The sequence below is a fragment of the Chryseobacterium sp. ERMR1:04 genome (genome assembly GCF_001297705.1).
Lineage (GTDB): Bacteria > Bacteroidota > Bacteroidia > Flavobacteriales > Weeksellaceae > Chryseobacterium.
Genome location: NZ_LIRF01000006.1, coordinates 328,229 through 341,354, shown reverse-complemented (window position 1 = coordinate 341,354; position 13,126 = coordinate 328,229). Strand labels below are relative to the sequence as shown.

The following is a 13,126-nucleotide window of genomic DNA, read 5'->3' as shown; positions in this document are numbered from 1 at the left end:
TGCAGGACTTAACCTAACACCTCACGGCACGAGCTGACGACAACCATGCAGCACCTTGAAAATTGTCCGAAGAAAAGTCTATTTCTAAACCTGTCAATTCCCATTTAAGCCTTGGTAAGGTTCCTCGCGTATCATCGAATTAAACCACATAATCCACCGCTTGTGCGGGCCCCCGTCAATTCCTTTGAGTTTCATTCTTGCGAACGTACTCCCCAGGTGGCTAACTTATCACTTTCGCTTAGTCTCTGAAGCTTAAAGCCCCAAAAACGAGTTAGCATCGTTTACGGCGTGGACTACCAGGGTATCTAATCCTGTTCGCTCCCCACGCTTTCGTCCATCAGCGTCAGTTAAGACATGGTAACCTGCCTTCGCAATTGGTGTTCTAAGTAATATCTATGCATTTCACCGCTACACTACTTATTCCAGCTACCTCTACCTTACTCAAGGCTCGCAGTATCAATGGCAGTTTCATAGTTAAGCTATGAGATTTCACCACTGACTTACGAGCCCGCCTACGGACCCTTTAAACCCAATAAATCCGGATAACGCTTGCACCCTCCGTATTACCGCGGCTGCTGGCACGGAGTTAGCCGGTGCTTATTCGTATAGTACCTTCAGCTTTCCACACGTGGAAAGGTTTATCCCTATACAAAAGAAGTTTACAACCCATAGGGCCGTCGTCCTTCACGCGGGATGGCTGGATCAGGCTCTCACCCATTGTCCAATATTCCTCACTGCTGCCTCCCGTAGGAGTCTGGTCCGTGTCTCAGTACCAGTGTGGGGGATCACCCTCTCAGGCCCCCTAAAGATCATTGACTTGGTGAGCCGTTACCTCACCAACTATCTAATCTTGCGCGTGCCCATCTCTATCCACCGGAGTTTTCAATATCGAATGATGCCATTCAATATATTATGGGGTATTAATCTTCCTTTCGAAAGGCTATCCCCCAGATAAAGGCAGGTTGCACACGTGTTCCGCACCCGTACGCCGCTCTCTCTGTCCCGAAAGACAAATACCGCTCGGCTTGCATGTGTTAGGCCTCCCGCTAGCGTTCATCCTGAGCCAGGATCAAACTCTCCATTGTATGTTTGTCTGACTCACTCAAAGTTATTAACGTTCTAGTCTTTTCCTTACTTGGTTGTTATATCTATTTTTCAATGATCTTCTTATATCTTACGCTTTTTACTATACCTAATTTTCTGTCGTTTTCAGTATAGATTTGCGTGTGCAAAAGTAAAACTTTATTTCTAATTGACAAAGCGTTTTCTAACTTAATTTAGTGTCTTGTAAATAACCCTAACCTCGTTTTTAATACTCCTTATCTTCTACTCCTCTGCTCCCGTTTTACCGGACTGCAAAGATACAAATCTTTTTAACTTTTCCAACTCTTTCTAAGAAAAAGTTTAAGTTATTTTTTGATTCGTTTTTGTTGTGTAGATTTTGTCTTACTATCTTCTGCGCTACCAATCAACATATCGTTTTTCAGTGGGGCAAAAGTACTCTCTTTTACCCCACCAATCCAAACTTTATTAACTTAATGTTTACTTTGGGTTCATATTAAACTTTAAACTTCTGATTATAAGAGCTAAAAGTTTTAAACATTCGTTTGAGAGTTGGGGGTAATTGGGGTGATACGCGGGAGAGTTGGAGGAGTTGAGAGGTGGTGAGTTCTTAGTGATGGAGAGGTTTAGGGCTAAGATAAACTATGGTTGGGTAATATAAATGGGGGAGAATAGCTCCAGAGTTTGGTTTATGGAAAAAGAATATGTAAGGAAATATTGGAGTTCTACACGAAATCAAGTTTGAGGATAATAATCTCTCGCAGATTTAGCGGATGAAGCAGATTCTTAAATGAATCAATTTTTATCTAAAAAGGAAGGTTAGACGCTTACAGAAGATGGCAAAGATTTACACAGATGCTGTAAAACACTAAATGAGTTTTTTTTTGAAGGAATAAGTTAGGTACAGGAGAATGAGCTTTAAGGAATGATTACTTTTTTATTTCCCACAGATTTTCGCAGATTTACACAGATATTGGAATATAGCGTTCGAGGATCTTAGCCTCGGAATGTTTGAAGGTATAAATGTGTGTGATCATTTCCTAGAATTGGTTTATGGAAAAGGATATGCAAAGAAATATTGGAGTTCTACACGAGATGAAGTTTGAGAATAATAATCTCTCGCAGATCAAGCGGATGAAGCAGATTTTTTAATGAATGAATTTTTATCTAAAAAGATAGTTTAGATCATTACAGGATGACAAAGTGAGTGGTTACTGTTTTTGAGAAAAAATATTGGGCTTTGGCAGTTTAGTATAAGCTCGATTCGGTAATAAGGATAAACAAAATGCTTTTTTATCGCAAGGTCAGACAATGGATGATTGAAGTTTGAGTATACAAGCTAAACAAAGGCGTAAACTTATCAAAGTAATACAAAGGGAAAGTTTATTCTTTTGATTTATTGAGTTATTCCTACCTGGAGGTAAATGATAATGGAAGTCATAATTTAAGTTTTGGCTAAAGCCTTTTAATATTCATATCATTAAAGTGGGCTGAAGCCCACCTCTATTGAATATTAAATACAATCCCAAGTATACTATATATAAGGTATACCCTAGTAAATCTAGCAGGTTTGGACTTGAAGCGTGAGTGGACTGTTTTTCATTTCCCACAGATTTTCGCAGATTGACACAGATGTTTGGTTAAGTATTGAATAGATTGAGCATAGACAATAGTGGATGGATGAAATGTTGATTTTTTTACTCTTAAAGCAAACCTAACAGGTTTCAAAAACCTGTTAGGTTTAGAGGCGATGAGAATTACCAATAAATAATCCCCCGAGGTAAGCTTTGAAGTATTTGTCTTCGAATACATCGTTTTCTTATTTTATCTCTGAATATTTTGTGAAGCTGTCATTCTGAATGGAATCCAGTGGAGTGAAGAATCTCTATCCTTTTTTTTGAATTTAGCTATTGAGATCCTTACAGGATGACAAACTTTATGCTAATGCTGACTGTTGAAAAGAACGACCAATACCATAGCCCAGATAGAAACGGGTACCCCGCAACATTGGATTGGAGCGTAAGAGGGGTTGAGCCTTGGAGCGCGATGGCGTGAGGAGTATGAGTGGAGAGCTGGATGAAGCTCCTGAAAAAAATTATTATAATGTAATGAATTCTATTTATAACTTTCCTTATAATTTCCTGACCACTGATAAATACGAATACTATCCGTTTCTAAAGGTTGCCCGTTGAGTAAAATTTCGACAGAATTATTATCTTCCGCAATCTTCACCTGCATATCGATCTTATTACCTGCTTTTTTAAAGGCTTCATTGGTTTTTTCCCAATTGAAAAAGGCTCGGGCATTCAGTTGCTCCTGCTTTTCTTTTCCTGTTTCCCAAAAGAATACCATCTCCATAGGAATGGCTCTTTCTTTGTAAGGCATATCTAGAACCCAAGGTCTTAATGCGCCTTCTTTTTCTCCATTATAGGTATAATTAAGCACTTCAAACAATCTAAATTTAGGATGAGTAGAACTTACCACAGGACGCCAATGATAACGTACCCTATAATCATCCCATTCTTTAGGGCTAGCATCAGGTATGAAAAAAAGTTCTTTTTCCTCTTTATAACGTTCGGGGCTAATCCGATACATCGCTAAGTATTTTTCTTTGGCCTTGGCTATTTCAGTAGGATCTGTAACAGGTTTTGCCTGATAACGCCCCAACTCAATACGGGTATTCCCAAAATTTAACCAGACGACTACCATGCCTTTGGGAGCAAAACCGAAAACTAGGGTAGAAAAGCTGTCATAAGCCTTTCCACCACCTGATTGAAAACCTCTCCCTAACCTTTTGTATTCCTGGGTTTCTCCCTCTGAATCGTCTTTTCTGGAATAGGCCCGCTCCATATAGTCTTTTATTGTATCTATAGGAAAATCTATATTCAGACGATAAAAAGTTTCTGTGCCTTCATATCTTGAATAATAGGTAATATCAGCCCCAATAGGGGTTCCGTATTGCTCCGTCCATCCTTTGCCTGAATCTCCCCAGCTCCCGGAACTTCCTCCATATGGTAGTCCTGCATGATTTCCTTCCAACGTCTTTATGTTATCAAATACAGGTTCTATTCTGTATTTTGTGGCAGGAGAACTTATTTCCACCTGAAACGCCATTTTTTTATCTTCCATCTTTTGACATTGTATAAGATTGATGCATAATACAAAACAGAGTATGTAGTTGATGATGTTTTGTATTGTACTATTTATATTATCCATTTTGTATATTTCTTGTACGTTCTTTCCCGCTGGTTACCTTGCCAATCCTTGGTCCGTATCCTATTTTGGTGGCACTGGCAGACCAGTGAAGGTATTGATTTCTCAAGATTTTAAGCTTTTCCAAATCTACAAAACTTTCGTAATGCAACGCATTTAATTGGGTAAGATAATCTCCCGAGTCGTTGCTTCGGTTATACTCTTCAATATAGGTATTTCGCAACAAAGTACAGGCGTTCATATAATGGAGCAACTGGTCTCGGATTTCCAAAAGAAAAGGATCGGTTATTTTATGCCTACCCGCCAAGTCGTTATCATATTTCACTCCACATCCTTGGGAGTAATGAAACATCGCATTAAAGGAAATTTTATCATAGGTATTATAAGGCTTTCGGATTCCTTTTAAAATATGCCTTGCATCCACCCCATTCCTATGCGGAGACAGTCTTTCGATAAATATTTCTTCGGGTTTGTACCAGCCTTCTTCGATGATTATTCTTCTAAATTCTAAGCATTTTTCACCGCTGCCTTCTTCCTCATATAAATCTACTTTTTCTTCATTTTTATTAACGTAGCAACCCCCAATATCGGAATGTACTCCCGGTAAGATAAACTGCAATCCTTTTACCCCGCAACTATCAATATTGGTAAGGTCAAAATTATCACGGAATTCATCATCTGCTGTTATTTGTAAGGTAAAATGCGCCTCCTTAATAGCAGTAAGACCTAACTGTTCAGTATCTCCGGGAATGATTGGGATTCCTCCTATTTCTTTAGGACGGTGCTCAGAACCATAAGAAGCTACCGTATCATACAGCCCTGCAAAATTAAATGTTATTTTTTGTGGGATAACCTCCCAATAGGCCAAACATGCTCCAAAATATCCGTGCTTATCTGTTAGCGGAGTATGTGCTTTTATTCTAACAGCGTCTATTAAAGAATCCTGATGCTGAGGAGAAAGCGCATAAATTCCAAACTTATTTTCAACTACTTTCGCTGAAGTATTAGAAATGTGCAAAAAATGTCTGGCTGCTGTTGCTCCACGGCTGAATCCAAAGACATTTACCTTGAGATGAATGTCTTTTCCAGCATATTTTTTTAATGCTTCAGCTCCTTTTATACAACCTTTCAATACTTTGGCAATAACACCGCGTGAGCCTGTTCCAAAGAGAATTCCTTTATTAGGAACATTACCAAACAGATGCATTTCACCTTTACCATCTTCTGTTCCAATTCCTTCTATATAATAAGATACTTGGTTTTCAGCAGCCGGATCTACCGCATCATATCCTCGGGCTATATTAGAATAATCATTGGTATAGCTGTCATCATCATGATTAGATTCTTTATAATCTTTCCCTAAATCTGAATTTGTTTTATTATTTTGGGTACCGTCAAAAAAAAGATTAAGACTTACCTCCAATAAATTAACTGGCTTATTATTAGGATCAATATTTTTTGCTTTACCATAACTCACCCCATTTTCTTTTCCGGATTGTTCTAAAGAAATGCCTGTGTTATGAGTAATATCTTCTTTAGAAAACACCGAATAATCTCCTTTCACTTTAGTGATTACTTTTCCTTCTACGAAATATTCAATGCTCATGATAGTGGGATTAAAAATTCTTCTTTCATAAAATCATACACTTTTGCCTGGCCATACACATAAAAACTAGATTCCAGTAGCTCCAACATATACGAGTATTTCAGACAAACCGCAATGGATCCGTCTTCAATATTTACAGAATCTCCAGGATTTTCTAGCTCATAGGTTTTTCCACAGAAAGAAAAATTGAATCCTCCGGTACCAAAAACATTAGATTTTCCATCCACAACGTGCCGTAAATAAATCTTACTGGGACACTCTTCATTACCATAAGTATAGAAAAAAAATGCTTGGTTTCTCTTATTAAATAGAGTCATACTTTTCCCAACAATAACAACAATGGAGATTTCATCTTTTTCTAGATTCAAAATAGGAGATTGGCTAGTGATTTTTAGATTTTTCATTGCTGTTGTTTTTAATTTCTTTTTCGGCATGATGCTCTACTTTATTTTCACTACTTACCTCTACCCCTTTTATAGCGATTGTTTTATGTTCTTTTTCGCCAAAGGTTTCCATATCTCCCTTTACATAATGGGTAAGTTTCCCTATGATATTGGTGACAAAATCTTTCCCTACGGTCAACATATTCATCATCCCCACATTTAAAGATTTGTTGATTCCAACCGTTTCATTAGAGTTCATTTCAACAGTTGTTGTCATATTCTGTCCCACCACATTAAGTTTTCCTATGATATTGGTGACAAAATCTTTCCCTACGGTCAACATATTCATCATCCCCACATTTAAAGATTTGTTGATTCCAACCGTTTCATTAGAGTTCATTTCAACAGTTGTTGTCATATTCTGTCCCACATTGATTGCTAAATTTCCTCCCGCATTAAATGTTATATTATTTGGCGCTGTAATGGCAATATTCCCTTGACCGTCCATCAAATACGTATTCCCGCTAGGGTCAATAATATTCACGCTTCCTTCATTATCATTCATCAGAAGTTTTATTCCACTTTTAGTCTGCCAAGATTTCATGTGATTGTTTGCACCGCCGCCTAAACCTGTGCCACCATGAAACATTCCTCCCATCACGAAAGGTCTGTCGGGATGGCCGTGTTGAAAGTTAACCATCACCTGATCCCCCACCTCAGGAATCGCAACATAGCCTCGGTTTTGTGTAATCTGATCCGTCCCGCCAGCATCAGGACTCATCATTCGAATAAAATCGGTGGTATCATTGAGTTGCCAATCGAATCGCACTGTTACTCTTCCTTGTCCCGCAGGATCGGTATTTGAAATTACTGTAGCAATTTGAGGTTCCGGTCTTGGAACATGAAATTCAGGTTTGGGCATATAGCCTGTTCCTTCAGAAATGGCTTCAAAACTTCCTTTATAATATCCTCTGGCATCTACTTCATGAGTCGTTTCTGTAATCATAATCGTGGTGAGATGACGGGTTTGATTAGAATCCTGTACCCTTATTTTAAGATCGGTGACACATCCCGGATGAAGAAAAGGAATAGAAGTGGAGCCCGAAACATTCATCACATCAACGGCTTTACTACCCGAGGAACTTTTCTGAGAATATTCAACATCCAAATGCGTGGCAGCCTTTATAGGAGCCACTTGTAATGAAGGGGTTTTGTATATTTTATCATTGTTTGTGTAGGCAGTTTGTGCCAAGTCTCCCAAGTGTTTTATAGGAGTTTCTCCTGATGTCAATTTTTCATTCTTACTGCTGTTATAGCCGTAAAATTGAGGTTTTGTATAGACTGCTTTGATCTCTATGTTGAGATCGCTTACATTGCTTCCTTCAATTAATTGAATGCGTTTACTACTAGGTGCAGGAAGTTTCCCAAAATGTAAAACATAGCCATCGTAATAAAATTGTTCGCCATACGCCTCGGCCATTCTCGCCAGATAATTATAATGCGTTTCATCATATTGACTGCTGTATAAAATCTGTGAACTGTCGTTGGTATCAATATTAAAATCGAAATCAGAGCCACTGAGCCCTTGCTTAATGACTTCATTAGCAATGATTCCCATATTGACGGGTAAATCTCCTCCGAAACTTTGCGTATGAGGCGCGCTGTCTAACAAGATCGTTGGACTGTATCCTTTAAGAACAATATCTCCCAAACTGGTCTTTTCACGACTGAAACCCACGGAAGTAATTACGCCTACAAAAGACTTATTGGGATTATCTTCGGTATCAGCATCTTTATATTTAAAAGTAGTGGTGAATCTTTTTCCTAATAACTTATTGGCATCCTCCAAATTTTGAGATTGGCGGTTTTCTAAGCTGTCATGGGCCAAAATAATTTCAAACTCATGATGGTTGATAGCACTTTGTTTTAATTTAAAGTGTTTGAAATGCTTAATAGGTTTTCCGTTAGCGAGAACTTCAATGCCTACCACACGGTTAATTCCGGCAATATGATTTGCTGAAATACCTTTTGCATTGTTATCAGGTATAAAAGAAGGTTTTCTTAATTTTGAATAGTCTTCATTAGAAATAAGTTCATTTTCATTGTTTCTGTTTTTCATATGTAGTGTTTTTTTTAGAATTGGTGTATTGCTATCTATTCATAATTTTTTCTATTGAATAGGTGAAGGGTACCCTCTTAAAAGAATAGATGGTTAGGAAAATAGATTCCTTCAACTTGCTCTTAGAAAAAATGAGATTTCTTCCAATTATTCTCAATCTATACCGATTGAGTTTTATATAGATTGATTGCAGAATGGGAAATGAGAAGCCAACAAATGAGGGTCTTGGCTATGCTATAATCCTATCTTTTGTCTATTACAGACGATAATAAAGTTCCTGGAAATGTGATGAGTTTGACAGATCATTTGTGTTTTATTTGTGTGTTTATATTCAAATGTAATAAAATATTTCCAAAAACCCACTTATCAAACTGATAATGAAATATTTACATAATTTAAATTTTTATAACCTATCTCATTCTGATAAAAAATAATTAATTAAAATTCACAGATGTAATTTAAAAATCAATATTTGTTTTCATTTATAAGAAATATTTTCACCTTTGTTAAAATTAATTAAAGTTTAACCTTAGAAATAGAGATCAAAACCTTATGAATTATTATTTTTGATAAATTTTACACAAATATGTCATTACATTTTAATCCGAGAGATATCACATGGCTAGCCTTTAATGAAAGGGTATTGCAGGAAGCTATGGACGAAAACGTTCCTTTACATTTAAGAATCCGTTTCCTGGGGATCTTTTCAAACAATCTAGACGAGTTTTTCAGAGTGCGGGTAGCCGGATTAAAACGTGCAATGGATTTTAAAGAAAAATTAATCGCTGAATCTTTCTACCAACCGCCCTCAAAGATCCTTCAAAATATTAACGAGATCGTTATTAATCATCAACAGAATTTTGATAAAACCTGGAGAAAAATTCTGTCTGAAATGGCAGATCAAAAGGTTTTCATTAAAAATTCAAAGAACTTAACAGCTAAGCAAAAAGAGTTTGTAAGAACGTATTTCGATGAGGTGGTAGAAGCTAACGTGATCCCTATTCTACTTCACGAAAATACGCCTATGCCTTACATGAGGGATAAAAGTCTTTATTTGGGCGTTGCGATGAGAAAAAAAGACTGGCAATATTCAAGCAATTATGCCATTATTGAAATCCCCTCTCGTTTTGTGGGAAGATTCGTCTTGCTTCCAACAGAAAATCCGGAGGAAAAAAATGTAATGCTCCTAGAAGATGTGATCACCTTCAATTTACCGCATATTTTCTCTTATTTCGGATATGACGAATTTGCAGCGAACGCTTTTAAAGTGACAAAAGATGCCGAAATGGATCTGGATAATGACATCAAAACCAATTTCGCAGAGAAAATAGAAAAAGGAATTAAAAACAGAAGAAAAGGAAAACCTACAAGATTTGTTTTTGATAAAGATATCGATAAAGCTTTGCTGGAACTGCTGATCCGTAAACTGAATTTAACAAAAAAAGACAGCATCATCCCGGGAGGAAAAATTCATAATTTTAAACATTTTATGGATTTCCCTGACGTTTTTGAATCGTATGAAAAACCTGTAGAAAGAACTTCTTTTTCACATCCTGCTTTTGAACACGGCGAAAGAGTGACAGATGTTATTCTGGCAAAAGATATTCTGCTTACTTTCCCTTACCATAAATACAGTCCTGTTATTGATCTTTTGCGTGAAGCAGCAATGGATCCTGATGTAAAATCAATTCAAATTACAGCATATCGTTTGGCCAGTAGCTCAAAGATTATTAATGCTTTGATTTATGCAGCAAGAAATGGCAAAGATGTTACGGTAATGCTTGAACTTCAGGCAAGGTTTGATGAAGAATCCAACTTAAAATGGAAAGAAATGCTGGAGCCGGAAGGCATCACTGTCTTAGTCGGAATTCCAGACAAAAAAGTACACGCCAAGCTTTGTATCATTAAGAAAAGAGCTCAGAATAAAACGCTTCAATATGGTTTTGTAAGCACCGGAAATTTTAATGAAAAAACAGCCAGAATTTATGGTGATCATTTGCTAATGACCTCAGATCGTCATATCATGGCCGATATTAATAAAGTTTTTAATGTTCTTAAAAAGCCTAAAGAAGATTATTTACCTGTTTTAAAAACCTGTAAAAATTTACTTGTCTGTCCGCAGTTTATGCGTGAAAAGATTGTTCACCACATCGATAAAGAAATTGAAGAAGCTAAAGCAGGAAGAAAAACGGAGATCATTATTAAAGCCAACTCTGTGAGTGACCGTGCTTTAATTCTAAAATTATATGATGCCGCAAAAGCCGGAGTTATTATCAAAATGATTGTAAGAGGAATCTACTGCCCTATTAACCAGAAAGATTTCCAAGAAAAAATAAAAGGAATCAGTATTGTGGATGAATATTTGGAACACGCCAGAGTAATGTATTTCTACAATAAAGGTGCAGAAGATATGTATATTTCTTCCGCCGACTGGATGACCAGAAACCTAGACCACAGAATTGAGGCCTCTGCAAAGATCACCGATAAAAGTTTAAAGAAAGAATTGAAAGATATTCTAGACATACAGTTGAGAGATAACGTAAAAGCTCGTATTTTAGACAAAAAATTGAGCAATGAATATATCAGCAATGATAAAGAAGATTGTCGCTCACAGATAGAAACTTACAAATATTTAAAAGCTAAAACAAGCACGAAATGAAGATCGCAGCTATAGACATAGGAAGTAATGCAGCCCGACTTTTGATTAATGAAGTAAAAATTAATAATAAAAAACCTGAATTTATTAAGCTTAATCTTTTGAGAATTCCTCTGAGATTAGGAATGGATGTTTTTACATTAGGAAAAATCGGTGAGGAAAGAGAAAAAATGGTGGTTGATTCCATGAAAATTTTCAGTGACTTAATGAAAATTTATAAGGTTGAACATTACAGAGCCTGCGCCACGAGTGCCATGCGTGATGCAGCCAACGGACAAGAGATCATCAAACAAGTAAGAGATGCTTCCGGAATAAATATTGAAATTATTACCGGAGATGAAGAAGCGACCCTAATCTATGAAAACCACGTTGCAGAAGGTTTAGACAAAGAATTTGCCTATTTATATATTGATGTTGGTGGTGGTTCTACCGAGCTTACATTCTATGAAAACGGAAAAATGATCTATGAAAAATCTTTCAATATCGGAACCATCCGTTTGTTGAATAATTTGGTTACGGTAGACAACTGGAAAGAAATGAAGGAAGAGATCAGCAACAATATTTCCAGTAAAAAACCTATTGTCGCCATTGGTTCCGGAGGAAACATCAACAAGGTTTTCTCTATGAGCAAAACGAAAGACGGAAAAGCCATGACTCTTTCTCATTTGAAAAAAATGCATAAAGAATTCCATGATCTTACGGTAGATGAAAGAATGACAAAACATAATTTAAGAGAAGACAGAGCAGATGTTTTAGTGCATGCTTTAAAAATCTTTAATCATGTGATGACGTGGGCAGACATCAATAGAATATTCGTTCCTAAAATATCTGTCGCAGACGGACTTATCCACAATATATACAGTCAGTTGCACGACAAAAAAGACTAATATTACTGAGCTTTTCAACAAAACAAATTTGAGCTTCTCAGCAAAACATACGTACTGATTTTATACTGAAATTTGCAGTATAAAATCAGTAAAATGTACAATCAAAATACTACCATACTCGTAACAGGCGGAACCGGATTTCTCGGCGCGCACTGTATTCTTCAACTTTTACAGCAAGGTTATAAAGTAAAAACCACCATCAGAACGTCAAGTAAAAAAGACAAAGTTCTGAATATGCTTAAAAACGGAGGAATTGAACATTTCGAAAACCTTTCTTTTGTAGAAGCCGACCTTACCCAAGACAAAAACTGGGATGCAGCCGTAGACAACTGCGACTATGTTCTGCATGTTGCTTCGCCTATTCATTTACAACTTCCGAAACATGAGGATGAAATGATTCTTCCTGCAGTAGAAGGAACTCTACGTGTTTTACAAGCCGCCCAAAAAGCCAATGTAAAAAGAGTGGTAATGACCTCTAATTTTGGAGCAGTGGGCTACAGCAGTAAAAATCCGAATGAGATCATCACTGAAAAAAACTGGACAGATCCTAAAGAAAAAGGACTTTCAGCGTATAATAAATCTAAAGTAATGGCAGAAAAAGCAGCTTGGGAATTCATGAAAAATAAGGGCGGAGCGATGGAACTTTCTGTTGTAAATCCTGTTGGAATTTTCGGGCCAGCTTTAGACAAAGACCTTTCCAGTGGTTTTGATCTTTTAAAAAAAATTATTGATGGAAGCATGAAAGCCATCCCAAATCTTGTCTTAGGAATTGTGGATGTGCGTGATGCCGCAGATTTACACATTAAAGCAATGACTAATCCGAAAGCAGCTGGTGAACGCTTTCTCGCACTTTCGGACGGAACTTTTTCGCTTCCTCAAATCGCAAATTTACTAAGAGAAAAAATGCCGGAAATTTCAGGAAAGATCTCTAAAAAAGGAGTTCCGAACTGGCAGGTAAAACTGGCTGCTTTATTTAATGATCATGCAAAAGCCATTGCTCCCATGTTAGGCGTAAACCGCAATGCAAGTAATGACAAAGCCAAAACATTCCTCGGCTGGAAACCAAGAACCAAAGAAGAGGCAATTTTAGAAACCGTAAAAAGTATGATCCATTTTCAGAATATTTAACACCCAATGAGTGAAAATCATATCACTTAAAATCTTAACTTTAAGAAAGTTCATTGAACACCAATTTATATA

7 protein-coding genes and 1 rRNA gene are annotated in these 13,126 nt (G+C 36.9%); 3 read left to right on the top strand and 5 right to left on the bottom strand.

Annotation, left to right across the window (positions count from 1 at the left end):
- From AMQ68_RS14765 to AMQ68_RS14745, 5 genes are all read right to left on the bottom strand, one after another.
- Positions 1 to 1,085, bottom strand: a 16S ribosomal RNA gene (locus tag AMQ68_RS14765); the annotation flags it as partial.
- A 2,092-nt stretch (positions 1,086 to 3,177) separates the two neighbouring features.
- On the bottom strand, positions 3,178 to 4,191 hold the full coding sequence (locus AMQ68_RS14760) for a DUF2931 family protein (protein ID WP_241775139.1): 1,014 nt from the start codon (positions 4,189 to 4,191) through the stop codon (positions 3,178 to 3,180).
- 79 nt (positions 4,192 to 4,270) lie between these two features.
- On the bottom strand, positions 4,271 to 5,881 hold the full coding sequence (locus AMQ68_RS14755; RefSeq protein WP_054511391.1) for a DUF2235 domain-containing protein: 1,611 nt from the start codon (positions 5,879 to 5,881) through the stop codon (positions 4,271 to 4,273).
- Complete coding sequence (locus AMQ68_RS14750) at positions 5,878 to 6,285, bottom strand: hypothetical protein (RefSeq protein ID WP_054511390.1); 408 nt, start codon at positions 6,283 to 6,285, stop codon at positions 5,878 to 5,880. Before AMQ68_RS14750 ends, AMQ68_RS14755 begins: the two co-directional genes overlap by 4 nt.
- Positions 6,263 to 8,383: a type VI secretion system Vgr family protein gene (locus AMQ68_RS14745; RefSeq protein ID WP_054511389.1), complete on the bottom strand. Its 2,121-nt coding sequence runs from the start codon at positions 8,381 to 8,383 to the stop codon at positions 6,263 to 6,265. Before AMQ68_RS14745 ends, AMQ68_RS14750 begins: the two co-directional genes overlap by 23 nt.
- A gap of 586 nt (positions 8,384 to 8,969) precedes the next feature.
- Between AMQ68_RS14745 and ppk1 the strand changes: the two genes are divergently transcribed.
- From ppk1 to AMQ68_RS14730, 3 genes are all read left to right on the top strand, one after another.
- A complete protein-coding gene (gene ppk1, locus AMQ68_RS14740) occupies positions 8,970 to 11,042 on the top strand; it encodes a polyphosphate kinase 1 (protein ID WP_054511388.1) in 2,073 nt (690 codons plus the stop codon).
- The gene (locus AMQ68_RS14735) at positions 11,039 to 11,926 is read left to right on the top strand and encodes an exopolyphosphatase (protein WP_054511387.1); all 888 of its coding nucleotides are present in this window, start codon (positions 11,039 to 11,041) and stop codon (positions 11,924 to 11,926) included. The genes ppk1 and AMQ68_RS14735 overlap by 4 nt, the downstream gene beginning before the upstream one ends.
- Positions 11,927 to 12,019: 93 nt before the next feature.
- Positions 12,020 to 13,054: an aldehyde reductase gene (locus tag AMQ68_RS14730; RefSeq protein WP_054511386.1), complete on the top strand. Its 1,035-nt coding sequence runs from the start codon at positions 12,020 to 12,022 to the stop codon at positions 13,052 to 13,054.
- Positions 13,055 to 13,126 lie beyond the last annotated feature (72 nt).

Coding starts and splice junctions, on each gene's coding strand:
- AMQ68_RS14760 (WP_241775139.1), bottom strand. CDS start 4,191: ATGGAAGATAAAAAAATGGCGTTTCAGGTGGAAATAAGTTCTCCTGCC.
- AMQ68_RS14755 (WP_054511391.1), bottom strand. CDS start 5,881: ATGAGCATTGAATATTTCGTAGAAGGAAAAGTAATCACTAAAGTGAAA.
- AMQ68_RS14750 (WP_054511390.1), bottom strand. CDS start 6,285: ATGAAAAATCTAAAAATCACTAGCCAATCTCCTATTTTGAATCTAGAA.
- AMQ68_RS14745 (WP_054511389.1), bottom strand. CDS start 8,383: ATGAAAAACAGAAACAATGAAAATGAACTTATTTCTAATGAAGACTAT.
- ppk1 (WP_054511388.1), top strand. CDS start 8,970: ATGTCATTACATTTTAATCCGAGAGATATCACATGGCTAGCCTTTAAT.
- AMQ68_RS14735 (WP_054511387.1), top strand. CDS start 11,039: ATGAAGATCGCAGCTATAGACATAGGAAGTAATGCAGCCCGACTTTTG.
- AMQ68_RS14730 (WP_054511386.1), top strand. CDS start 12,020: ATGTACAATCAAAATACTACCATACTCGTAACAGGCGGAACCGGATTT.